This is a genomic window from Pantoea hericii (assembly GCF_014155795.1).
GTDB lineage: Bacteria > Pseudomonadota > Gammaproteobacteria > Enterobacterales > Enterobacteriaceae > Pantoea > Pantoea eucalypti.
Window position 1 is genome coordinate 33,775 of sequence record NZ_SCKV01000005.1, and the last position, 24,233, is coordinate 58,007.

The window sequence follows — 24,233 nt, forward strand, 5'->3', positions numbered from 1 at the left end:
TGACTCTGCATCTGTCGTGACACAGAAAGGAAAATTTTGCCGGTGTGCCACACCGGCTTTATCGTTATCAGGCGCGGGCTTTTCGTCCGTAAACCAGCCAGGTCACTGCGATACAGCAGAGGTAAAAGACCAGGAAGATTTTCATCGCGCCAGCGGGTGAACCGGTCATCGCGAGCGACAGGCCAAAGGTCTGCGGAATAAAGAAGCCGCCCAGGGCGCCAATGGCGGAGATAAAGCCGAGCGCAGCCGAGGTTTCCGTTCCAGCTTCACGCTGCGCATGCGCATGCGCATCGTCGCCGCCTTCAGCTTTGATACGTTCCAGCGTCAGCTTGCGGAAGAGCACCGCAATCATCTGGTAGGTAGAGCCGCTGCCCAGACCGGAGGTCAGGAACAGGCCCATAAATACGGCGAAGAAGGCGATAAATGAGCCGTCATGTCCGTCACCCGGCAGGGTGAGGAACAGCAGCGCGGTAAACAGCGCCATCAGGATGTAGTTGACCAGCGTGACGCGGGTGCCGCCGAGACGGTCAGAGATGATGCCACCTGCTGAACGGGCCAGCGCGCCAATCAGCGGGCCGAAAAAGGCGTAATGCATGATCACAACATCAGGGAATTGAGTCTTCGCCAGCATGGCAAAACCGGCCGAGAACCCAATAAATGAACCGAAGGTCGCCAGATAGAGCAATGCCATAACCCACAGGTGTGGGCGTTTCAGCACCGGCAACTGTTCACGCAGCGAGGATTTCGCCGCTGCCAGGTCGTTCATGCCGAACCAGGCCGCCAGCGTGCCGAGTGCCAGAAACGGCACCCATATCCAGGCCGCATTTTCCAGCCAGATGCTGTCGCCGGTGACGGTGGTATGGCCTGTATCCGCAAAACCAAAAATGGCGCAGGAGATGGCCAGCGGTGCAACAAACTGCATCACGCTGACGCCAAGATTACCCAGACCGCCGTTGATGCCCAGCGCGCCGCCCTGACGGGCTTTGGGGAAGAAGAAGCTGATGTTGCCCATGCTTGAAGCGAAGTTAGCACCGCCAAAACCGCACAGCAGAGCAATCACCATAAAAGTGGTGAATGAAGTCTGGCTGTCCTGTACAGCAAAACCAAGCCACAGACAGGGAATGATCAGGATGCCAGTGCTGAAGGCTGTCCAGCGGCGTCCGCCAAAGATGGGAATAACAAAAGAGTAAGGAACACGCAGCAAGGCGCCAGAAACCGACGGCAGTGCGGTCAGTAAAAAGAGCTGTTCGGTGCTGAAGTTAAAGCCCACTTTATTGAGGTTAACCGCGACGGTGCTGAACAACATCCAGACACAGAAACCCTGCAACAGGCAGAAAACAGAAATCCACAGGTTACGGCTGGCGATACGCTTACCGCGCGCCTGCCAGAACGCCTCGTTTTCCGGCTGCCAGTCCTGAATTAATGCGCCGCGCATCGGAGTTTGCAAATTAGCGGATTGGGTCATAAATTTCTCATCAGCAGAATAATAATTGTGCATATCCTGCGTATCCGGCCTGGCGGCTTGCTTGATACAAATCAACGGCAAGGCAGGTTACAAAGGCGCGGCAATCCCTGACCATCCCGGTTAAGTAGTTAGCTGGCTGCTTATAACCCTTATAAATCATGCGGTTTAATGGCAGCCGCAAGCGCCGTCAGCAAAGGGATGTCTGAATGGAAATAAAGGAGTAGTCCATAAGGGGTATATAGCGACCGGACTTCCCCGTTAAGATAGGCATTGTCGCCCGCCGGGGCTGACGCAGATGACGGGAACAGGAGCCATAGTGACGGACGGGAAATTTACGCTTTTATTGATCGATGACCATCCCATGCTGCGTAGCGGACTTAAGCAGCTGATTGCGCTGGATGAGCGACTGCAGGTCGTTGCCGAAGCAGGTAATGGCATTGATGGCCTGACGCTGGCACAGCTGCACGATCCCGATCTGATCCTGCTTGATCTCAATATGCCAGGCCTGAACGGACTGGATACGCTAACCCAGCTGCGTGAAATCGCCCTCTCTGGCCGGGTGGTAGTATTCAGCGTTTCAGATAATGAAGAGGATGTGATCAGCGCGCTGAAACGCGGTGCTGATGGTTATCTGCTGAAAGATATGGAACCGGAAGACCTGCTGAAAGCGCTGCATCAGGCGGCTGCCGGACAGATCGTGCTGAGCGAAGCGTTGACACCGATTCTGGTTGCCCGATTACGCGAAGCGCAGCCTGGTCCGAGGCGCGACATTAATCAGCTGACCCGGCGCGAACGCGAGATCCTGCAACTGATCAGCGACGGCATGACCAACAAAGCCATCGCCCGCAAACTGGACATCAGTGAAAGTACGGTCAAGGTCCACGTCAAATATCTGTTGAAGAAAATGAATCTCAAGTCGCGACTTGAAGCCGCCGTCTGGGCGCTGCAAAACGGACTGCATTGATCTGCAACACGCCCTGATGCGGCGTGTTGCCGCTCTGCCCGCCGAAAGCTGTCGCAGAAACCGCGAGCTGTCTCGCAGCCCCACATCAGAATCAGGAAACCAGGTACTTTTCTGTCGCCAGCGGCCGCCACATTTGTCAGGATGCCAGCCAGGTTATACCCGGTCAGGATCGGGGTGATTATCAGGCTGGCATATGCACTGCCCTATTCGTTATCATCTGATCATCCAGCGCGCCTGGAATCCTTTCGGTTTCATGGGCGTTGATCGCCAGAAATTTACCGCATTAAAGATGAGCTAAAACCTTATGCAAGAGCCAACCGAAAAGGACTTTCCTTCTCACACACCCATGATGCAGCAGTACCTGCGCCTCAAGGCAGAGCATCCTGACATTCTGCTGTTTTACCGTATGGGTGACTTCTACGAGCTGTTTTATGACGACGCAAAGCGCGCCTCTCAGCTGCTGGAGATTTCACTCACCAAACGCGGTGCGTCAGCGGGTGAACCGATCCCGATGGCTGGCGTGCCCTATCATGCGGTTGAAGGTTATCTGGCAAAACTGGTGCAGTTGGGCGAGTCCGTGGCCATCTGTGAGCAGATAGGCGATCCGGCACTAAGCAAAGGCCCGGTTGAGCGCAAAGTGGTGCGAATCGTCACGCCAGGCACCATCAGTGACGAGGCGCTGCTGCAGGAGCGGCACGACAACCTGCTGGCTGCGATCGTGCAAAGCCCGCGCGGTTTTGGCTACGCCACGCTGGATATCAGTTCAGGCCGTTTTCGCTTAAGTGAACCAGCTGATGCAGAAACCATGGCGGCGGAGCTGCAACGCACCAATCCCGCTGAACTGCTCTACCCCGAAGATTTTCAGGCGATGTCGCTGATTGATCAGCGACGTGGCCTGCGCCGCCGTCCGCTGTGGGAGTTTGAAATCGACACCGCGCGTCAGCAGCTGAACCTGCAATTTGGCACCCGCGATCTCAATGGCTTCGGCGTGGAGAATGCGCACCTCGGACTGAGTGCGGCGGGCTGCCTGCTGCAATATGTCAAAGATACCCAGCGCACTACGCTGCCCCATATCCGCTCGCTGAGCATGGAGCGGCAGCAGGACAGCATCATCATGGATGCCGCCACCCGCCGTAATCTGGAGATCACCCAGAACCTGGCAGGTGGCACCGACAACACTTTAGCGGCCGTGCTGGATAAAACCGTCACGCCGATGGGCAGCCGGATGCTGAAGCGCTGGCTGCATATGCCGCTGCGCGATGCGCGCATCATCAACCAGCGTCAGGAGTCGATTGCTGAGCTGCAAAATCTCAGCGACGTATTGCAGCCAGTGCTGCGTCAGGTCGGCGATCTTGAGCGAATCCTGGCCCGCCTGGCGCTGCGTACAGCCCGTCCGCGCGATCTGGCCCGCATGCGTCATGCGTTTCAGCAACTGCCAGAACTGAACCAGCTGCTGGCCGATGTTGAAGCACCGCAGCTGCAGAAACTGCGCGTGCAGATGGGCGAGTTCACCGAGTTACGTGAGCTGCTGGAGCAGGCGGTGATTGAGTCACCGCCTGTGCTGATCCGTGACGGCGGAGTAATTGCGCCCGGTTATAACGCAGAGCTGGATGAGTGGCGCGCGCTGGCCGATGGCGCAACCGACTATCTCGACCGGCTTGAAATTCGCGAACGCGAAAAGCTGGGACTGGATACCCTTAAAGTCGGCTTTAACGGTGTGCATGGCTACTACATCCAGGTCAGCCGAGGACAGAGTCATCAGGTTCCGATGCACTATGTCCGTCGTCAGACGCTGAAAAACGCTGAACGCTACATCATTCCGGAACTGAAAGAGTACGAAGACAAGGTCCTCACCTCGAAGGGCAAAGCGCTGTCGCTTGAGAAAAGCCTGTATGAGGCACTGTTCGACCAGTTGCTGCCGCACCTTGAAGCACTGCAGCTGAGTGCTGCCGCGCTGGCAGAGCTGGATGTGTTGAGCAACCTGGCGGAACGGGCCTGGTCACTGAACTATTGCCGTCCGGTCTTGCAGGAAAAAGCCGGGATTAAAATCAGCGGGGGTCGCCATCCGGTGGTGGAACAGGTTCTGAAAGAGCCGTTTATTGCCAACCCGCTGTCGCTGGCACCCCAGCGCAGGATGTTAATCATTACCGGCCCAAACATGGGCGGTAAGAGTACCTATATGCGGCAGGCAGCACTGATTGCGCTGATGGCATGGATCGGCAGTTTTGTTCCCGCTGATGAGACGCTGATTGGTCCGCTGGATCGCATCTTTACCCGTGTCGGTGCCGCAGACGATCTCGCCTCCGGGCGCTCGACCTTTATGGTTGAAATGACCGAAACCGCCAACATCCTGCACAACGCCACCGAAAACAGCCTGGTGCTGATGGATGAGATTGGACGCGGAACCTCCACCTACGACGGTTTATCGCTGGCCTGGGCCTGCGCCGAAAACCTGGCGAATCGCATCAAGGCAATGACGCTGTTTGCTACCCATTACTTTGAGCTGACCACCCTGCCGGAAAAAATGGAAGGCGTGGTCAACGTCCATCTGGATGCGGTTGAGCACGGTGACACTATCGCCTTTATGCACAGCGTGCAGGAAGGAGCCGCGAGTAAGAGTTACGGTCTGGCGGTAGCAGCGCTGGCGGGCGTGCCTAAAGAGGTGATTAAGCGGGCGCGCAATAAGCTCAAAGAACTTGAGAACGTTTCAAACCATTCGGCTTCATCGACGGTCGATGGTTCTCAGTTGCCGCTGCTGGTTGAAGAGACCTCGCCTGCCGTGGAGGCGCTTGAGGCGCTGGATCCGGATACGCTGACACCGCGCCAGGCGCTCGACTGGATTTATCGTCTTAAATCGCTGGTCTGACAGTGTGGCGCACCGCGTTATTGCGCGGTGCGCCGTTAATCAACAGCAAAAATTTTCTGCAGACATAAAAAAAGCGATGGTTTTCACCATCGCTTTTTGCATTCTTACTCAGACCATCTTAAATACGATTATTCACGAAACAGTGCTTCAATGCTGAGGCCCTGCGCCTGCAGGATTTCGCGCAGACGGCGCAAACCTTCAACCTGAATCTGGCGTACACGCTCGCGGGTTAAGCCGATTTCACGACCTACATCCTCAAGTGTTGCCGCTTCATAGCCCAACAGGCCGAAACGACGCGCCAGCACTTCACGCTGCTTGGCGTTCAGTTCGAACAGCCATTTGACGATGCTTTGTTTCATATCATCGTCCTGCGTGGTGTCTTCCGGGCCGTTGTCTTTTTCATCGGCCAGAATGTCCAGCAGCGCTTTTTCAGAGTCACCGCCTAATGGCGTATCAACCGAGGTAATGCGTTCGTTAAGACGTAACATGCGGCTTACGTCATCAACCGGCTTATCCAGCTGTTCGGCGATCTCTTCCGCACTTGGCTCATGGTCGAGCTTGTGGGAAAGTTCACGCGCTGTACGCAGATAAACATTCAGTTCTTTTACAATGTGAATCGGCAGACGGATGGTACGGGTTTGATTCATGATCGCCCGTTCAATTGTCTGACGAATCCACCAGGTGGCGTACGTTGAGAAACGGAACCCGCGCTCCGGGTCAAATTTCTCTACGGCGCGAATCAGGCCGAGGTTACCTTCTTCAATCAGGTCCAGCAGAGCTAAACCACGATTGCTGTAACGACGGGCGATTTTCACCACCAAACGTAAGTTACTTTCGATCATACGGCGACGGGAAGGGATATCACCCCGCAATGCACGGCGAGCGAAGAAAACTTCTTCCTCTGCCGTTAACTACGGAGAATAGCCAATCTCCCCGAGATAGAGCTGCGTCGCATCTAATACACGCTGCGTCGCACCCTGTGAAAGCAACTCTTCTTCCGCTACGTCGCTATCACTGGCTTCGTTTTCAACGAGTGCCTTCTCGTCAAAAATTTCAGCTCCGTTCTCATCGAATTCCGCGTTCTCATGTAACTCGTTTACTTTCAGCGTATTCTGGCTCATAAGCGGCTCCTACCCGTGATTCCAGGGCAGAACATACATCTGTTTTGTTCTGCCGGATTATCGCTGCGGCAAATAACGCAACGGGTTTACGGATTTCCCCTTGTAACGAATTTCAAAGTGTAATCTGACTGAACTGGTTCCGGTGCTACCCATGGTAGCGATTTTTTGCCCCGCCTTAACTTCCTGTTGTTCCCGAACCAGCATTGTATCGTTGTGGGCGTAGGCGCTCAGGTAATCATCATTGTGTTTGATGATGATTAAATTACCGTAACCCCGGAGTGCGTTACCTGCGTAAACCACTCGTCCTGAAGCAGTGGCGACAACAGATTGTCCGCGCGTCCCGGCGATATCGATACCTTTATTGCCACCTTCGGCGGCAGAGAAGTTATCGATAATCTTCCCGTCAGTCGGCCAGCGCCAGCTTCCGACCGGCGTTGAACTGTTAGTTGTACTGCTAACCGTTGGGGGTGCGGTAACTACTGGAGCTGTTGTCGTTGCAACATTTGCTCCTTTCGAAGGCAACAATTTGCTGCCACCCGAATTACCCGAATCATCAGAATACGTAATAACAGGTTGCTGTGCAACAACAGGCGATTTAATTTGTGGTGCCACAGGGACCCCGCCCTGCGTTGCATCAGCAACGGTAATGGGATTGCCACCGGTAATCGGCTGACCCGACCCATTTCCAATCTGTAAAGTCTGGCCGACATTCAGGCTATAAGGCGCGGGAACGTTGTTGCGCTGGGCTAAGTCACGGAAATCATTGCCGGTAATCCAGGCAATATAAAACAACGTGTCGCCACGCTTAACGGTATATGTTTCACCGGAATAGCTACCCTTAGGAATATTCTGGTAACTGCGGTTGTACACTATCCGGCCATTCTGCGTCTCAACATTACTGCTGGTACTAATCATTCCACCATTGCTGGGGGTAGATGATGAATTTCTGCTTAACATTTGTCCCTGAGACGGCGCGGCTGGAATGCCACCAGAAACCTGGCCTCCTCCCGCCTGACTGTTCATCATGCCGCCCTCATCGCCAACGCGACTGATAGGTGCCTGAGAATTGTCGCTGGAGCTGCAGCCTGCCAGCCAAAAACCTACCAGTGAAAGCGCCGCCAGACGGCGTAACTGAAAAAGTGTGCTTCCCGTGCTCATTAATCCCCCGTGATGGCAACTCTGATCTATCTGCTTCACTGTACCTGTCAGCAGAATGCTCTGCGTGGCGCGATAATTTCTGCATTTTTGTTGAATAAACTGGATAGTAACAACATCAGGTACGTGGTGCCATGAAACAGTTGTGAAGAAATACGAAGAGCGTCAGGCCAGATCGCCCTGTACCAGCGGAACAAAACGCACCGGCTCGATGATCTCCTCGATAACCTCCTCGCCCTGACGACGCAGCCGCTTGAGTACCTGCTGCTCTTCGCCAACCGGCAGCACCATAATGCCGCCTTCTGCCAGTTGTGCTATCAGCGCAATCGGAATTTCCGGAGGTGCGGCAGTGACAATAATGGCGTCGAACGGCCCCCGTGAAGGCCAGCCCTCCCAGCCATCGCCATGACGGGTAGAGACATTGTGCAGATCCAGCTGCTTCAGGCGGCGTTTAGCCTGCCATTGCAGGCCTTTGATGCGTTCAACTGAATAAACATGGTCCACCAGATGGGCAAGAATCGCCGTCTGGTAACCAGAACCTGTGCCAATCTCCAGCACACGCGAATGCGGATTAAGCCCGAGCAGCGCGGTCATCCGCGCGACCATGTAAGGCTGTGATATCGTCTGACCGGAGCCGATAGGTAAGGCAACATTGTCCCAGGCTTTATGCTCAAACGCCTCGTCGATAAAGCGTTCACGCGGCACCTCGCTAATGGCTTTCAGCAGGTTTTCATCATCAATGCCCTGCTGACGCAGTTGTGACAGCAATGTCTCAATACGCCGATTCACCATGCCAGGTTCACCTCAGCTTTTGCCAGCCAGTCGCTGAGCATGTTCTGCGCGCTGTGCGCCGTTAAATCAACATGCAGCGCGGTGACAGAAACGTAGCCCTGATCAACGGCAGCGAAATCTGTATCCGGGCCTGCATCGAGTTTTTCGCCCGGTGGACCTATCCAGTAGAGGGTATTGCCGCGTGGATCCTGTTGCGCGATCACCTGATCAGCCGGATGGCGACTGCCACAGCGCGTCACGCGGATACCTTTCAGCTCGGAGAGTGGCAGATCGGGGACATTGATATTGAGAATGCGGCCAGTGCGCAGGGGTTCATGCGTCAGCGCCCGGAGAAGCGCGCAGGTCACTGCCGCTGCGGTCGCGTAGTGCTGATGGCCATTGAGCGACACAGCGATTGCAGGCAGGCCAAGATGCCGCCCTTCCATCGCTGCTGCCACCGTACCGGAATAGATCACATCATCGCCCAGATTGGGACCGGCATTAATGCCTGACACCACAATGTCAGGGCGTGGCTGCATCAGCGCATTCACCCCCAGATAGACGCAATCGGTCGGCGTTCCCATCTGAACCGCGATATCGCCGTTTTCATGGGTAAAGGTACGCAGAGGTGTTTCCAGCGTTAATGAGTTAGAGGCACCGCTTCGGTTACGATCGGGGGCAACAACCTGCACGTCAGCAATCTGCCGCAGGGCTTTCGCCAGAGTCTGAATACCCGGTGCATGAATGCCGTCATCGTTGCTGAGCAATATCCGCATTTCGTTCTGACCTTTTTTTATTCGACTGGTCGCCGTGACTGAACCTGTTTTAACGGCATGGCAACAGGTGAGGAATGGACAGCGATTTTTGCATTCTAACGAGGCGCGCAAGGAAGTGGTAGGCGTAAATCACACAGCGGTGGGGGTTTGCCGCAACATTACCCACACTGCGGGTAATGTTGCAGCGAAGATTACTCATCAATCTGATCGAGCGAGTCTGCGGAGGTCAGCAGCTCCCGGACCACGCTGGTCGCAAAGCTCCCCGCGGGCAGCCAGAATGTCAGTTCCAGCGTGACGTCATCCCACCAGCGCCACTGCATATCCCGTGGCACCACCAGCATGGCGCGGCGGGCTGCATCGACCTTCTCACGTTCAATGAGGCTCAGCAGCGGCGTATCATTAGCCAGCGTCTGCTGTTCAAACGCCAGCGCATCAGCCTGCGTGCCAGCGTCCCCGCGTCCCGGCAGCGGCGCGGTAATCCGCAGCTCATGGTGATCAACCCGCCGTTGTGAGTCGGCCAGTTCTTCAGGCTGTGCCACAAACCAGCTGCCTCGACCGGTCAGCTGCAATGCATCGCCGTTGAGCACCTGAGTCAGACTGCCCTGCTGCTGCAGACGTGCACTGGTCACCTGATTAAACAGCGCACTGCGCGCGGCAGAGAGCATCAGGCTGCGCTTGTTGCGGTCACGGACAATGATCTCATTGCGCGCCCACTTTTCTGCCATCACCAGGTTATTGCCGCCGCGCCCAAAACGCTGCTCACCAAAATAGTTGGGCGCGCCCGCATCGCGGATCTGCGCCAGACGCGCTTCAACCGCATCACGATCGCTGATCTGACGGATGACCAGCCGGAACGCATTTCCGGCCAGTGCGCCGATGCGCAGCTTACGCTTGTGGCGCACCGCCTGCAGAATCTCAACCCCTTCCAGCGTAAAACCGCGCAGGTCGGGCATCGCATTGCCCGGCAGGCGAAAACAGAGGGTCTGTTCCGTCACCGCATGGCGATCTTTCATTCCGGCATAACTCATGTCGCGCGGATGAATACCCAGGTACTTAGCCAGCGCTTCTGCCACAAAACGGGTATTCGCACCTGTTTTACGGATCCGCACCAGCAGATGCTCACCTTCACCATCCGCGCCATAGCCGAGATCTTCAACCACCACGAAATCTTCGGGACTGGCTTTGATCACGCCAGAGGCCACAGGAGTGCCGTGCAGGTAATTCAGACTCATTGGCTGTCAGCTTTCAGGACTAACGCGACCGCTTCACAGGCAATGCCTTCACCGCGCCCGGTAAAGCCGAGTTTCTCGGTGGTGGTCGCTTTGACGTTGACCGCATCCATATGGCAGCCCAGATCTTCTGCAATGTTGATGCGCATCTGTGGCACGTGCGGCAGCATTTTCGGAGCCTGAGCAATAATTGTGACGTCGACATTACCGATGCGATAGCCTTTGGCTTCGATACGACGCCAGGCCTCACGCAGCAGGCCGCGGCTGTCCGCCCCTTTAAAAGCCGGATCGGTGTCGGGGAATAACTTGCCGATATCGCCCATCGCCACAGCGCCCAGCAGCGCATCAGTCAGCGCATGCAGCGCCACATCGCCATCCGAATGGGCGATAAAACCGTGTTCAAATGGGATCCGCACACCGCCAATCACTAACGGACCCTCTCCGCCAAAGGCGTGAACGTCAAAACCGTGACCGATACGCATCATGCGCTCTCCTTTAATTGAATCTGACTCAGATAAAAAGCCGCCAGCGCCAGATCTTCTGGCCGGGTGACTTTGATGTTATCACTGCGTCCGCTGACCAGCAGCGGATGATAGCCGCAATACTCCAGCGCCGATGCTTCATCGGTGATGGTTGCGCCTTCTGTCAGCGCCCGCGTCAGGCAGGCAGTGAGCAGCGCATGCGGGAAAAATTGCGGCGTTAAGGCGTGCCAGAGATCGTCGCGTTCCACGGTATGGGCCACTGCGGCTTTGCCCGGCTCGCCCCGTTTCATAGTGTCGCGCACTGGCGCAGCCAGAATTCCGCCCACGTGGCTCTGTTCACGCACGTTAAGCAGTTTCTGAAGATCGTCGGGATGCAGACAGGGACGCGCAGCATCATGGACCAGCACCCAGGCGGAACCCTGTGCGGCCTGTAATCCGGCCAGCACCGATTCAGCGCGGGTCTCGCCGCCTGTGACCCTGAGCACACGCGGATCGCGTGCCAGCGGCAGTGAAGCGAAGTGCTGGTCATCGGGACTGAGGGCGACAATCACCTGTCTGATCGCGGGATGGGAAAACAGACGTGCAATGCTGTGTTCCAGAAGGGTGTGCTGACCAATCGTCAGATACTGCTTCGGACAGGTTGCCTGCATGCGGCTGCCGATTCCGGCAGCGGGCACCACGGCAATCACATCCGCAAGGGAGGCCAGAGTGTTCATGTTTTATCGTTGTAGGTTTTGCGCTGATTGTTGCGCGTTACGTTTGTTCTGGTCAGGCACCAGACGATAGAAGGTCTCACCGGGCTTAATCATGCCCAGTTCATTGCGTGCACGCTCCTCGATCGCTTCCGAGCCGCCATTGAGATCGTCAATTTCGGCAAACAGCTGATCGTTTCGCGATTTAAGTTTGGCATTGTTTGCCTGTTGTACCGCGACATCATCATTGACGCGCGTATAGTCATGGATGCCATTTTTCCCCAGCCACAATGAATATTGCAGCCAGCCAAGCAGCACCAATAACAGTAACGTCAGTTTTCCCATCCCGCCCCCTAAAAACGGCCCAATCATCCCATAACTTTGCACAGGACTCCACACCAGCAGCGAAAATGGCGCGCTTTGCTGCGCCTCTGCGCAATCAGTACCGATTCTGACGGGAAAAGTTTTGTAACCTGCCGATGCGTTTGCACATCAGCACGGACGCCGTTAAGGCTTACCAGCCGGAGAGAAAGGAGAACATTAACCAGAAGAGAGTCACCACCATAATGACTGTGGCGAGGGCAGCCCAAATCCAGTGTCCGCTCAGCAGCGTATTCAGTGCGATGCCCGTGACCACGGCAACCGGCAGCAGCGCCAGAAAGAATGGCCAGGTATAGAGAAAGAAGAACAGCGTGTTAGAGCCGAACAGCAGGAAAGGAAGCGCCAGCGCACACCAGTAAGCGAGTAAGCCGATAACACCGCCCGGCAGCAATGAGCGTGGCTCATCCTGGGAGGAGTCATCTTTACGAGCGAGCATGGGTGTGACGTTCTGCATAGGCATCCTGTTGTTGCGAGGGCGGCAAACCCGAAGCGATTTGCCGCTGTCTCTTCAGGATCTGATGATATCGCGGTCGCGCAGCACGTCTAACAATTGGGCGGCCAGTTTTGTAACCAATTGTTCGCCATCCAGCTGGATTTCCGGGCTGTCGGGCGCTTCATAGACGCTGTCGATACCGGTGAAATTACGCAGTTCACCGGCACGTGCTTTGCGGTATAACCCTTTCGGATCGCGTGCTTCACACACCGCCAGCGGCGTATCGACAAACACTTCGATAAACTGACCCGGCTCCAGCAGGTCGCGCACCATCTGGCGCTCGGCGCGATGCGGTGAAATAAAGGCAGTGAGCACCACGAGCCCGGCATCCACCATCAGTTTCGCCACTTCTCCGACCCGGCGGATATTCTCTTTGCGGTCATCGTCGCTGAAGCCGAGGTCACGACAGAGGCCGTGACGCACATTGTCACCATCCAGCAGATAGGTACTGACGCCAATACGGTGCAGCGCCTGCTCCAGCGCGCCTGCGACTGTGGATTTCCCCGAGCCCGAAAGCCCGGTGAACCACAGCACCACGCCCTGATGGCCATGCTGCTGTTCGCGTGAAGCACGAGTTACCGGATGGTCATGCCACACCACGTTATCATCGTGCTGAGCCATTATTGACCGCCCAGCAGGTCGCGCGCGTTCCAGTGTGGGAAGTGACGGCGCACCAGTGCATTCAGTTCCAGCTCAAACGCGCTGAACTCGCCGGTATTAACCGGAGCGTCATGGTTTGGCTGATGGATCATGCCGGCACCCACGGTCACGTTGGTCAGTCGATCGATAAAGATCATGCCGCCGGTCACCGGATTCTGCTGATAGCTGTCGAGCACCATCGGTTCGTCAAAGGTTAATTCAATGCGACCAATACCGTTCAGCGGCAGCGCATCGACCTGACGTGTCTCCAGCGAGTTAATCTCCACCTGATGCAGGACTTTCTCTACCCGTCCACGGGTTTTCTTACCGGCGATTTTCAGATCATAGCTCTGACCGGCCTGCAGAGGCTGTTCTGCCATCCAGACCACGTCAACGCTGGCAGACTGAACCGCAGCCAGCGTTTCGCTGGCATCAACCAGCAGATCGCCACGACTGATATCAATCTCATCCTGCAGCACCAGGGTGATCGCTTCACCTGCGCCCGCTTCCTGCAGATCGCCATCAAAGGTCACTATGCGGGCAATAGTCGACTCTACGCCAGACGGCAGCACTTTAACGCGCTGGCCCACCTGCACGCTGCCTGACGCCAGGGTACCGGCATAGCCACGGAAATCCAGGTTAGGACGGTTAACATACTGCACCGGGAAACGCATCGGCTGGTGATCCACCACGCGGTTCAGTTCCACTGTTTCCAGGACATCCAGCAGCGTCGGGCCGCTGTACCATGGCATGGTCTGACTGGCGGATGCCACGTTATCCCCCTCCAGCGCCGACATCGGCACAAAGCGGATATCGAGGTCATCCGGTAACTGGCCTGCAAAGTCCAGGTAATCCTGTTTGATCTGCTCGTAGCGCGCCTGATCGTACTCAACCAGATCCATCTTATTAATCGCCACCACCAGATGTTTGATCCCCAGCAGCGTCGAAATAAAGCTGTGACGGCGGGTCTGATCCAGCACGCCTTTACGGGCATCGATCAGCAGAATCGCCAGGTCACAGGTTGATGCACCGGTCGCCATATTGCGGGTGTACTGCTCATGGCCCGGCGTATCGGCGATGATAAATTTACGCTTTTCAGTCGAGAAATAGCGGTAGGCCACATCAATGGTAATGCCCTGCTCACGCTCAGCCTGCAGACCATCCACCAGCAGCGCCAGATCGAGTTTCTCGCCCTGGGTGCCATGACGTTTGCTGTCGTTATGCAGCGATGAAAGCTGATCTTCATAGATCTGACGGGTGTCATGTAGCAGACGCCCAATCAGGGTACTTTTTCCGTCGTCAACGCTGCCGCAGGTCAGAAAACGCAGCAGGCTCTTATGCTGTTGCGCGGTCAGCCAGGCTTCAACGCCGCCCTGGTCGGCAATCTGTTGTGCAATTACGGTATTCATCTGGCGTCTCCTTAGAAATAACCCTGACGTTTTTTCAGTTCCATCGAACCGGACTGATCGCGGTCGATCATGCGGCCCTGACGCTCACTGGTTGTAGAGACCAGCATCTCTTCGATGATCTCAGGCAGCGTCTGCGCGTCGGACTCTACCGCACCGGTCAGCGGCCAGCAGCCGAGCGTGCGGAAGCGAACCATCCGTTGGGTGATCTCTTCACCCGGCTGCAGGTTGATGCGATCGTCATCGATCATCATCAGCATGCCATCACGCTCCAGCACCGGACGCGGCGCGGCGAGGTAGAGCGGCACGATCTCGATGTTTTCCAGGAAGATGTACTGCCAGATATCCAGTTCAGTCCAGTTCGACAGCGGGAAGACGCGGATGCTCTCGCCCTTGTTGATCTGGCCGTTGTAGTTGTGCCACAGCTCAGGACGCTGGTTTTTCGGGTCCCAGCGATGGAAGCGGTCGCGGAAAGAGTAGATACGCTCTTTGGCGCGAGACTTCTCTTCATCACGACGTGCGCCGCCAAAGGCCGCATCAAAACCATATTTATTCAGCGCCTGCTTCAGCCCTTCAGTTTTCATGATGTCAGTGTGTTTGGCACTGCCGTGGACAAACGGGTTAATCCCCATCGCCACGCCTTCCGGGTTGCGGTGAACCAGCAACTCTGCGCCCATCGCTTTCACGGTGCGGTCGCGAAACTCGTACATTTCACGGAATTTCCAGCCGGTATCCACATGCAGCAACGGGAACGGCAGCGTGCCAGGATAAAAGGCTTTACGCGCCAGATGCAGCATTACCGAGGAGTCTTTACCGATGGAGTACATCATCACCGGATTGCTGAACTCGGCCGCGACTTCGCGAATGATGTGGATACTCTCCGCCTCCAGCTGACGCAGATGAGTGAGTCGTTTTTGGTCCATGATTTTCCCTCAAGCCAGATTGACAACGGCGGACTCGCGAGCCCCCTGCTGTGCCGAATGTTTAAACCAGGCGAGTTGCCCGTGCAGATTAACCACCTCTCCGATCACCAGTAGCGCCGGAGTAGGTGCCGAGGCGGCCAGCGCCTCAAGTTGTTCTAAGGTGCCGGTCAGCACCTGTTGATCCTGACGGGTGCCGCGACTGATCACCGCCACCGGCGTTGATGGCGCGCGACCATGCTGAATCAGCGCCGCGCTGATGGCAGCCGCTTTAACCGTTCCCATGTAGATCGCCAGCGTCTGACGCGCACGCGCCAGTGATGGCCAGTCAATGTCATCCCCATCGGGACGGCAGTGACCGGTAATAAACATTACGCTCTGCGCGTAATCGCGGTGGGTCAGCGGAATCCCGGCATAGGCCGTCGCACCGGCAGCCGCGGTGACGCCCGGCACCACCTGGAACGGAATGCCCGCCTGCTGAGCCGCCTGCAGCTCTTCGCCGCCACGGCCAAAGATAAAGGGATCGCCGCCCTTGAGGCGGACGACGCGCTTACCTTTCAGCGCCAGTGAAACCAGCAACTGATTAATCTCTTCCTGCGGTAACGTATGCGCGCTGGCTCGTTTGCCGACGCAGATGCGGTCGGCGTCGCGTCGCACCAGATCCAGCACCTCTTCACTGACCAGATGGTCGTAGAGCACCACATCCGCTAACTGCATCACCTGCAGGCCACGTAGCGTCAGCAGGCCGCTGTCGCCCGGTCCGGCACCCACCAGGAAAATCTCGCCCTGACGGGTTGGCTCTTCCTGCAGCTCACGGTCCAGCGTACGTTTCGCCTCTTCGACGTTACCGGCTGACATCTCACTGGCGAACCGGCCATCGAAAGCGCGTTCCCAGAAGCGTCGACGGTCAGACATGCGGCTGAAGCGTGCTTTAACTTTATCGCGCCAGAGCCCGGCCACCTCAGCCATCTGGCCGAGACTGGCAGGCAACAGCGTTTCGATTTTTTCGCGCAGCATACGTGCCAGCACCGGTGCGGTGCCGCTGGAGGAGATCGCCACCACCAGAGGTGAGCGGTCAACAATCGAGGGGAAGATAAAGGTGCATTTTGGCTGGTCATCAACCACGTTAACCAGCTTCTGCCGCGCGTTTGCAGCATCAAAGACCTGGGTGTTGAGATGGTTGTCGTCGGTCGCGGCGATCACCAGGAAAACCCCATCCAGCTGGGCCGGGTCAAATTCAGTCGCCAGCCACTCCAGCTCCTGCTTTTCCAGCAGTGCCTGCAGTTCAGGGCAGAGTTCACGCGAGGCGATCAGAACGCGCGCACGCGCACGGCGCAGTAGTTCAATTTTTCGCGCCGCAATATCTCCACCGCCGACAACCAGAACCGGGCGGCCAGAAAGATCGGCAAAAAGAGGCAAATAGTCCACGTTAACCCTGATGTTTTAACTTTGTATTAACGCGACTATACGTCGCCGGGTTTATGCAGTTGAAATTACGAATTGGAATGAGTAGTTACCGAATGGAATAAAGACTTCGCAAAGCACAGAACAATTTGGTCTTAGCAGATGAAATATAATGGCTTTTTCGTGAACAGGTTCACAGATTCGCCTCTGTGCTTGTAACTGTAAAAGCAGATAAGTGCCAGCAATAAACACGCGTTACCCCATTATGTTAAGGCAGCAACTTATTCCGTTAACCAGGTCGCAGAACAAAGAGGGTATAATACGCGCGGCATGACTGACTCAGGTCCGCATGTTGAATGCCTATCGAATAATGAAAAAAGGACGCATTATGTTTTGTTCCCTCCGCCTGAGGGTAGCGACAGTTTTGTTTAGCGCACTCATTTCCCCGCTGGTTTTAGCCACGCCGACAGGTCAGTTTGCCGAACAGCAGGTCCGGCACATCGCCACTTATTTTCCTGGCCGCATGAGCGGCAGTCCGGCTGAATTGATGGCCACGGACTATCTGCAGCAACAATTTACCGCGCTGGGTTATAAAACCGATACCCGCCAGTTCAACACGGGCTACAAATGGCAGGAAGATGACGGCACGCAGCGCTGGCATAAACTGACGGCAACCTCCGTCATTGCTGCGCGCGCAGGCAGCGTGCCACAGGAGATTCTGATCGTGGCGCACCTGGATACCTGGACGCCGCAAAACAGCAACCAGGTCCATCACAATCTGGGCGGCTTACGCCTGCAGGGTGTTGATGACAATGCGTCAGGTCTTGGCGTGATGCTGGAACTGGCGCAGCAACTGAGTCGCAAACCGCTTCACTATGGCATTCGCTTTGTGGCGCTGAGCGCCGGAGAAGCGGATCTGCACGGCCTGGATGATTATGTTGAGCGAATGAGCACCCGTGAGAAGAAGAACACGCTGCTGGTCATCAATCTGAATAGCCTGATAACCGGCGATCATCTCTATTTCAACAGTGGCATGAACACGCCCCGGGCGGTGCGCAAACAGACCAGCGATCGCGCCCTGCTACTGGCACGTCAGCAAGGCATTCCCGCTGCCAGTCATCAGCTGAATCGCAAGGACTTCAATGGCCTCAATGCCTTTGACAAGGCAGGCTTTCCGCTGCTGAATGTTACTGCCAGTAACTGGTCGCTGGGTAACAAAGATGGCGCACTACAGCGTCATCGTAGCCCGCACTTTCCTGATGGCGTGACCCGTCATCAGACTGACCTGGATAATCTGAACTATCTCGACCGCTGGCTGCCGGGCCAGATAGCCCTGCGCACCCGCGACAGTGTCCGCGTGCTGCTGCCGCTGATCAGCGAACTGACCAATCCTAAAGTGTGAGGATCTGACATGTACGTGGTCTTTCTGAATTACGTTCGTCCGATAGAAGAGGTTGAGGCGCTGCTGGCAGGCCATATTGAATGGCTTGACCGCTATTTTGAGGCAGGCAGTTTTATTGCCGCAGGACGTAAAGATCCACGCACAGGTGGCATGCTGCTGGTCAGGGAGATGGCGCGTGAAGCGCTGGATGCGATCTTAGCGGAAGATCCGTTTGCGACGGTGGCAGAGTATGAGGTGACGAAAGTGAATGTGACCCGTGCAGCGGAGGCGTTTGCCGGATTAAAAGGCGTTTAACTTTCCGCCTTAGGATCACAAAGCCCTTCTCTCCCTGATTTCAGGGAGAGAAGCTCGGTATTACCCTTCGTGCAGACCACACTCGCGCTTGAGACCGAAGAAGCGTGTCTCTTCTTCTGCCATACCTGGCTCCCACTTGCGGGTGGTGTGGGTATCGCCCACTGAAAGATAGCCTTCATCCCACAGCGGATGGTACTTAAGCTTGTGCTGCTCCAGGTACTGATGAATCTGGCGGTTATCCCAGTCGATAATCGGCAGCAGCTTAAAGACGCCACGCTGTACACCCAGCACCGGCAGATTCGCCCGGCTGCCTGACTGGTCGCGGCGGAGGCCAGCAAACCAGGTCTGCGCGCCCAGGGTTTCGATGGCGCGGTTCATCGGCTCGACTTTGTTAATCTCGTTATATTTCTCAATCCCCTCGACGCCCTGCTCCCACAGTTTGCCGTAACGCGCTTCCTGCCAGGCCGGTGAGGTCTCGGCGCGAAACACTTTGAGGTTGAGATTGAGCTGGTCCGCCAGCTCATCAATAAAACGATAGGTCTCCGGGAACAGATAGCCGGTGTCGGTCAGGATCACCGGAATATCGGGCTGCTGGCGCGTCACCAGGTGCAGCGACACCGCGGCCTGAATACCGAAACTGGAGGAGAGCACATAAGCACCCGGCAGATTCTCCAGCGCCCAGCTGACCCGCTCTTCCGCTGAAGACTTCTCCAGCTGCGCATTGGTCGCGGCCAGCGCCATAGCACGCTGGACTTTGGACATCTCATTCAGTGCTGCGAGGTCGGGCTGACTCATTTTGCTTCCTCCCAAAAATCGCGTGCCGGGTCCAGCACCGGCGCAACAATGCCCGCGCGGATGGTGAAGTCACCAAAGCCTTCTGCGGCCTGGCGCTCGGTGGCCCAGCGTCCCACCAGCTCATCAATCATGGCGAGAATTTCGCTTTCGTTAATGTTTTCACGGTACATACGGGGAATACGCGTTCCGCTGCGGTTTCCGCCCAGATGCAGGTTGTAGCGGCCTGGCGCTTTACCCACCAGACCCAGCTCAGCCAGCATGGCACGGCCGCAACCGTTCGGACAACCGGTAACGCGTAACACTATGTGCTCATCGCCGACGCCATGCGCGTGCATGATGCCTTCTACTTTGGTCACAAACGCTGGCAGGAAACGTTCGGCTTCTGCCATCGCCAGCGGACAGGTCGGGAACGCGACGCAGGCCATCGAGTTTTCGCGCTGAGGCGTAACCTGATCCATCAGACCATGCTCACGGGCGATCGCTTCGATCTGCGCTTTCTCACTTTCCGGCACGCCTGCCACAATCAGATTCTGGTTAGCGGTCAGACGGAAATCACCCTGATGAATTTTCGCAATTTCAGCGATGCCGCTTTTCAGCGGTCGGCCCGGATAATCGAGCAGACGGCCATTTTCAATAAACAGCGTCAGGTGCCATTTGTTGTCGATGCCTTTGATCCAGCCAATACGATCGCCACGGGTGGTGAACTCATACGGACGGATCGGCTCAAACGTCACACCAGCACGTTTTTCAACTTCCGCTTTAAACGTCTCGACGCCAACGCGTTCCAGGGTGTACTTGGTTTTGGCGTTTTTACGATCGGTACGGTTGCCCCAGTCGCGCTGAGTCGTCACAACCGCCTCGGCCACATCAAGGATCTTCTCTACCGGGAAGTACCCAAACTCGCTGGCGGTGCGCGCGTAAGTCGCTTTGTTACCGTGCTCGATCGACAGGCCGCCGCCCACCAGCAGGTTGAAGCCCACCAGCTTGCCATTCTCAGCGACCGCAACAAAGTTCAGATCGTTGGCGTGCAGATCCACATCGTTGTGCGGCGGAATCACGACTGTGGTTTTGAATTTACGCGGCAGATAGGTTTCACCGAGAATCGGCTCTTCATCAGTGGTTGCGACTTTTTCTTTATCCCACCAGATCTCTGCATAGGCACGGGTGCGCGGCAGCAGATGCTCAGAGAGCTTCTTCGCCCACTCATAGGCTTCCTGATGCAGCTCAGACTCTACCGGGTTCGAGGTACAGAGCACGTTACGGTTTACGTCGTTGGCGGTCGCCAGCGCATCCAGTCCCACTTCATGCAGCATCTGATGCGTTGGCTTGACGTTCTTCTTCAGAATGCCGTGAAACTGGAAGGTCTGACGGTTGGTCAGACGGATGCTGCCGTAAATGGTTTTATCGGTAGCAAATTTGTCGATAGCCAGCCACTGGGTCGGCGTAATGATGCCGCCTGGCAGTCGGCAGCGCAGCATCATTGCGTGACGCGGCTCCAGCTTCTGCTCGGCACGTTCGGCGCGAATGTCGCGGTCATCCTGCTGGTACATGCCGTGAAAGCGGATCAGCAGGAAGTTGTCGCCGGTGAAACCGCCGGTCAGACCTTCTTCCAGATCTTCTTTGATGGTGCCGCGCAGATAGTTGCTCTGCTTCTTCAGACGCTCAGCGTCTGTTAATTTGCCTTCGACAACCAGCGGTCCAGGGTGTTTATCGCTCATTAGTAAACGTCTCGCTGATAACGGCGCTCAATGCGCAGCTCACTTAAAAATTCGTCGGCCGTTTCACGATCCATTCCGCCGTGTTCGACCACCACATCCAGCAGTGCCTGCTCGACGTCTTTTGCCATACGGTTCGCATCGCCACAGACATAAAGATGCGCGCCCTCTTCAATCCAGCGCCAGACTTCGGCCCCTTTCGCACGGATCTTATCCTGTACGTAAATCTTCTCTGCCTGATCGCGTGACCAGGCGAGGTCGATATTCGTCAGCAGGCCATCCTTCACATATTTCTGCCACTCCACCTGGTAGAGGAAATCGTCGGTGAAGTGCGGATTACCAAAGAATAGCCAGTTTTTACCGCTGGCACCGTCGTTGTCGCGCTGCTGCATAAAGGCGCGGAACGGCGCGATGCCGGTGCCCGGACCAATCATGATCACAGGTGCGTCCGGATTAGCCGGCAGGCGGAAATTGTCGTTGTGTTCGATGAAGACCCGGACCTCGCCCTCTTCTTCGATGCGATCGGCCAGCCAGGTCGAAGCCCCGCCGCCGCGCTGGCGACCTTCAATATCAAAGCGCACCGCACCTACGGTGATGTGTACTTCGGACTCGGTTTCGGCCTGCGAGGAGGCAATAGAGTAGAGTCGCGGCGTCAGCGGTCGCAGCAGGCCGGTCAGCTGTTCTGCGGTGAGTTCAGCCGGGGCCAGACGCACCATATCCACAATCGGATAGTGCTGCGCATACTGCTGCAGCCTGGCTTTATCATCCACCAGTGACAGCAGCTCGGCGTTGCGGGACAGCTGGGCATACTGCGCCACGATCTGCGCAGTATTCACCGTCAGCTCGAAATGTTTCTGCAGCGCCTCCGCCAGCGGCAGGGTTTTGCCCTGAACCTCTACTGACTCATCGCCTTTCAGCCAGACCAGCTCCAGCAGCTCGCTGACCAGCGCCGCGTCATTTTCATACCAGACGCCCAGCGCATCGCCAGGCTGGTAGCGGAGACCCGAGTCGCCCAGATCGATTTCGATATGGCGCACATCTTTGTCTGAGTCACGTCCGGTGATTTTCTGATTTACCGCCAGACTGGCGCTGAGCGGAGACTCTTTGCTGTAGGGACTGGTGGTGACTTCGTTGACGCTGCCTGCCGCTGTCGCCGCAGCCTGCGCCGGGGATTCGGTCGGCACGCGCTTTTTCAGAATTTCCGTCAGCGCACTGCGCCAGGCGGAAGCCTGCTCAGCATACTCAACATCCGCATCGACGCGATCCAGCAGACGCTCGCCACCCAGCTCTGCCAGACGGTTGTCAAAATCTTTGCCCGCCTGACTGAAAAATTCGTACGAGGTGTCGCCCAGGCCAAACACCGCAAAGGCTGCACCGGCCATTTTCGGTGCCTTTTTCGACATCAGGAATTTATGCAGTGCCACCGCCTCTTCCGGCGGCTCACCTTCGCCCTGGGTGGAGGTCACCACGACCAGCATTTTTTCCTGGCCAATCTGTTTGAACTTGTAATCACCGGCGTTCACCAGGTTTACGTTGAGCTTCGCGGCCAGCAGGTCATCACGCAACTGCTCAGCCAGACGACGGGCATTGCCAGTCTGGGAGGCAGAAAGCAGCGTAATGGCGGGCACGTCTACCGAAGCGGGTGTACTGCCTGCGACGGCGCTACCTGGCGTCTGTTCTACCCGACCCCAGAAATAGCCGGACAGCCACGCCAGTTGAGTCGGGGAATAATCTGTCGTCGCCGCCTGTAAGCGGGCGAGTTGTTCCGGTGAGAGCGGAAGCATAGAACCAGGTGCCTGAGTCGTCATCGCGTTAAAAATTCCAGTATCAGAAGTCCGGACCGTAAATGGCGGAAGAGTGCGTAGGTTACCGGTCTGTATATTAACGATTAAATACACCTTCGACATATCAAATAACCAAAATGACTAAAGGGTTTTCCAGGTAGGCATAATCGTTAAAAGTGGTAAGCAAAGCGGTGATATATCAGTTGATTAGCTGGTTACCGGGAATTAACGCCGCGGGAAACGTATCGGTTTGTGCGGTGCGGGTGCGAAAAAAGCGGTAATCAGGTAGAATTCAGCGGTTTTTTAATGTCTGAGAACCACTATGTCTACCACCTTGTTTAAAGAGTTCCAGTTCGAAGCCGCGCACCATCTACCGAATGTGCCGGCCGGACACAAATGTGGCCGTCTGCACGGTCATTCGTTCCTGGTTCGTCTGGAGATTACCGGCGAAGTGGATGCGCATACCGGCTGGGTTATGGATTTTGCTGAACTGAAGGCGGCGTTTAAGCCCCTCTATAATCGGCTGGATCACTACTATCTGAATGATATTCCTGGCCTGGAAAATCCCACCAGCGAAGTGCTGGCAAAATGGATCTGGGATCAGATGAAGCCAGAACTGCCGCTGTTAAGCGCGGTGATGATCAAAGAAACCTGCACTGCAGGCTGCGTTTACCGCGGCTAAGCCTGTCGGATCGAACCCTTCGATCCGACGCTATTTCCTCTCTGTCCCGCCCTTCACGCTCGTTTCCCCGCGATTAACCACGCAATACGCTTAATCAGGCAATATTCAGGTACTTATGGGTTTGCATCGACAGACGCCAGTTACGTGCAATGCAGGTCTCGATGCAGAGTCGGGTGGCATCATCTTTGCGGCTGATCGGCTGTAACGCGATGATCCGGGCTTTAGTGTCGTCTATTCCTGCCAGCAGCAGATCCAGCGCGTCCACATCACGCTCGCGCGCCACCGGATGCTTGATTTCATCGGCCCGGCTCAGCGCCTGAGGCAGCACATCATAACCGCCGCGCATGTTGACTTTCGGGGAGACGGTCACCCAGGTCTGTTCGGAACAGTGAATCTCGTGCGTTCCGCTGGTCTCAATCTGGCACTGGAAACCGTGCTGTTCCAGCGCAGTCGTTAACGGACGCAGATCGTAAATCGCCGGTTCGCCGCCGGTAATCACCACGTGCCGGGCCGTCCAGCCCTGCTGTGCAATGGCATTCACCAGGGTCGCCGCGTCGGCATCACCCCACGCATCGCTTTCCACTGTCTTGATCAAAATATCGCCCAGCGACGTTTCCCGATCTGTCCGCTTTTCCCAGGTGTGTTTGGTATCGCACCAGCTACAGCCCACCGGGCATCCCTGTAAGCGAATGAAAATGGCAGGCACGCCGGTGTAATAACCTTCGCCCTGCAGTGTCTGGAACATTTCGTTAATCGGGTAGAACATTTTTTACTCGCCTGGAGAAATCGGGGCGCTG

22 protein-coding genes and 1 pseudogene are annotated in these 24,233 nt (G+C 56.2%); 5 read left to right on the plus strand and 18 right to left on the minus strand.

The features are described 5' to 3' along the window. Positions 1-67: 67 nt before the first annotated feature. The gene (locus H7K52_RS12040; RefSeq protein WP_182630085.1) at positions 68-1,465 is read right to left on the minus strand and encodes a NarK family nitrate/nitrite MFS transporter; all 1,398 of its coding nucleotides are present in this window, start codon (positions 1,463-1,465) and stop codon (positions 68-70) included. Between the two features lie 295 nt (positions 1,466-1,760). On the opposite strand from H7K52_RS12040, the gene narL reads away from it, so the two are divergent. Both narL and mutS read left to right on the plus strand, forming a co-directional pair. Beyond that, positions 1,761-2,429 (plus strand): two-component system response regulator NarL, encoded by a 669-nt coding sequence (narL, locus tag H7K52_RS12045; protein ID WP_182630086.1) that lies wholly within the window; start codon positions 1,761-1,763, stop codon positions 2,427-2,429. Between the two features lie 304 nt (positions 2,430-2,733). Further along, positions 2,734-5,295, plus strand: coding sequence for a DNA mismatch repair protein MutS (gene mutS, locus H7K52_RS12050; protein ID WP_182630087.1), 2,562 nt, complete (start codon positions 2,734-2,736; stop codon positions 5,293-5,295). Positions 5,296-5,423: 128 nt separating this feature from the next. Here mutS and rpoS read toward each other — a convergent pair. The 13 genes and pseudogenes from rpoS to cysG form a co-directional block, all read right to left on the minus strand. Beyond that, positions 5,424-6,416 (minus strand): annotated as a pseudogene (rpoS, locus tag H7K52_RS12055) (RNA polymerase sigma factor RpoS). 57 nt (positions 6,417-6,473) lie between these two features. Next, the gene (nlpD, locus tag H7K52_RS12060; protein WP_033743626.1) at positions 6,474-7,574 is read right to left on the minus strand and encodes a murein hydrolase activator NlpD; all 1,101 of its coding nucleotides are present in this window, start codon (positions 7,572-7,574) and stop codon (positions 6,474-6,476) included. Between the two features lie 162 nt (positions 7,575-7,736). Then, on the minus strand, positions 7,737-8,363 hold the full coding sequence (locus H7K52_RS12065; protein ID WP_003849097.1) for a protein-L-isoaspartate(D-aspartate) O-methyltransferase: 627 nt from the start codon (positions 8,361-8,363) through the stop codon (positions 7,737-7,739). After that, a complete protein-coding gene (gene surE, locus H7K52_RS12070; protein ID WP_182630088.1) occupies positions 8,357-9,118 on the minus strand; it encodes a 5'/3'-nucleotidase SurE in 762 nt (253 codons plus the stop codon). The genes H7K52_RS12065 and surE overlap by 7 nt, the downstream gene beginning before the upstream one ends. Positions 9,119-9,309: 191 nt before the next feature. Beyond that, a complete protein-coding gene (gene truD / locus H7K52_RS12075) occupies positions 9,310-10,350 on the minus strand; it encodes a tRNA pseudouridine(13) synthase TruD (RefSeq protein WP_008927106.1) in 1,041 nt (346 codons plus the stop codon). Continuing rightward, positions 10,347-10,829 (minus strand): 2-C-methyl-D-erythritol 2,4-cyclodiphosphate synthase, encoded by a 483-nt coding sequence (ispF, locus tag H7K52_RS12080; RefSeq protein WP_008927107.1) that lies wholly within the window; start codon positions 10,827-10,829, stop codon positions 10,347-10,349. The genes truD and ispF overlap by 4 nt, the downstream gene beginning before the upstream one ends. Then, positions 10,829-11,545, minus strand: a complete 717-nt coding sequence (gene ispD, locus H7K52_RS12085; RefSeq protein ID WP_003849105.1) for a 2-C-methyl-D-erythritol 4-phosphate cytidylyltransferase — start codon at positions 11,543-11,545, stop codon at positions 10,829-10,831. The genes ispF and ispD overlap by 1 nt, the downstream gene beginning before the upstream one ends. Before the next feature lie 3 nt (positions 11,546-11,548). Continuing rightward, positions 11,549-11,866 (minus strand): cell division protein FtsB, encoded by a 318-nt coding sequence (gene ftsB / locus H7K52_RS12090; RefSeq protein ID WP_003849108.1) that lies wholly within the window; start codon positions 11,864-11,866, stop codon positions 11,549-11,551. Positions 11,867-12,035: 169 nt separating this feature from the next. Continuing rightward, a complete protein-coding gene (locus tag H7K52_RS12095; protein ID WP_140916649.1) occupies positions 12,036-12,356 on the minus strand; it encodes a DUF3561 family protein in 321 nt (106 codons plus the stop codon). A 54-nt stretch (positions 12,357-12,410) separates the two neighbouring features. Next, positions 12,411-13,016 (minus strand): adenylyl-sulfate kinase, encoded by a 606-nt coding sequence (cysC, locus tag H7K52_RS12100; protein WP_004571202.1) that lies wholly within the window; start codon positions 13,014-13,016, stop codon positions 12,411-12,413. Next, positions 13,016-14,443 carry a sulfate adenylyltransferase subunit CysN gene (cysN, locus tag H7K52_RS12105; RefSeq protein WP_004571203.1) on the minus strand — a complete coding sequence of 476 codons (1,428 nt, stop codon included), beginning with the start codon at positions 14,441-14,443 and terminating at the stop codon, positions 13,016-13,018. Before cysN ends, cysC begins: the two co-directional genes overlap by 1 nt. An 11-nt stretch (positions 14,444-14,454) precedes the next feature. Continuing rightward, positions 14,455-15,363 (minus strand): sulfate adenylyltransferase subunit CysD, encoded by a 909-nt coding sequence (cysD, locus tag H7K52_RS12110; RefSeq protein ID WP_004571204.1) that lies wholly within the window; start codon positions 15,361-15,363, stop codon positions 14,455-14,457. Between the two features lie 9 nt (positions 15,364-15,372). Then, the gene (gene cysG, locus H7K52_RS12115) at positions 15,373-16,788 is read right to left on the minus strand and encodes a siroheme synthase CysG (RefSeq protein WP_039660773.1); all 1,416 of its coding nucleotides are present in this window, start codon (positions 16,786-16,788) and stop codon (positions 15,373-15,375) included. A 364-nt stretch (positions 16,789-17,152) separates the two neighbouring features. Between cysG and H7K52_RS12120 the strand changes: the two genes are divergently transcribed. Together H7K52_RS12120 and H7K52_RS12125 are read left to right on the plus strand one after the other, a co-directional pair. Beyond that, the gene (locus H7K52_RS12120) at positions 17,153-18,166 is read left to right on the plus strand and encodes an aminopeptidase (protein ID WP_033761585.1); all 1,014 of its coding nucleotides are present in this window, start codon (positions 17,153-17,155) and stop codon (positions 18,164-18,166) included. A gap of 9 nt (positions 18,167-18,175) precedes the next feature. Further along, on the plus strand, positions 18,176-18,460 hold the full coding sequence (locus H7K52_RS12125) for a YciI family protein (RefSeq protein ID WP_182630089.1): 285 nt from the start codon (positions 18,176-18,178) through the stop codon (positions 18,458-18,460). 60 nt (positions 18,461-18,520) lie between these two features. On the opposite strand, the gene H7K52_RS12130 is transcribed toward H7K52_RS12125, so the two are convergent. From H7K52_RS12130 to cysJ, 3 genes are read right to left on the minus strand one after another with little or no spacing between them, the layout of a single operon-like run. Beyond that, positions 18,521-19,255 (minus strand): phosphoadenylyl-sulfate reductase, encoded by a 735-nt coding sequence (locus H7K52_RS12130; protein WP_004571209.1) that lies wholly within the window; start codon positions 19,253-19,255, stop codon positions 18,521-18,523. After that, complete coding sequence (gene cysI / locus H7K52_RS12135) at positions 19,252-20,973, minus strand: assimilatory sulfite reductase (NADPH) hemoprotein subunit (protein ID WP_182630090.1); 1,722 nt, start codon at positions 20,971-20,973, stop codon at positions 19,252-19,254. The genes H7K52_RS12130 and cysI overlap by 4 nt, the downstream gene beginning before the upstream one ends. Next, positions 20,973-22,778 carry an NADPH-dependent assimilatory sulfite reductase flavoprotein subunit gene (cysJ, locus tag H7K52_RS12140; protein WP_182630091.1) on the minus strand — a complete coding sequence of 602 codons (1,806 nt, stop codon included), beginning with the start codon at positions 22,776-22,778 and terminating at the stop codon, positions 20,973-20,975. Before cysJ ends, cysI begins: the two co-directional genes overlap by 1 nt. A gap of 298 nt (positions 22,779-23,076) precedes the next feature. On the opposite strand from cysJ, the gene queD reads away from it, so the two are divergent. After that, the gene (gene queD / locus H7K52_RS12145; RefSeq protein ID WP_004571212.1) at positions 23,077-23,436 is read left to right on the plus strand and encodes a 6-carboxytetrahydropterin synthase QueD; all 360 of its coding nucleotides are present in this window, start codon (positions 23,077-23,079) and stop codon (positions 23,434-23,436) included. A 94-nt stretch (positions 23,437-23,530) separates the two neighbouring features. On the opposite strand, the gene queE is transcribed toward queD, so the two are convergent. Next, positions 23,531-24,202, minus strand: coding sequence for a 7-carboxy-7-deazaguanine synthase QueE (gene queE / locus H7K52_RS12150; protein ID WP_008927111.1), 672 nt, complete (start codon positions 24,200-24,202; stop codon positions 23,531-23,533). Between the last annotated feature and the right edge of the window lie 31 nt (positions 24,203-24,233).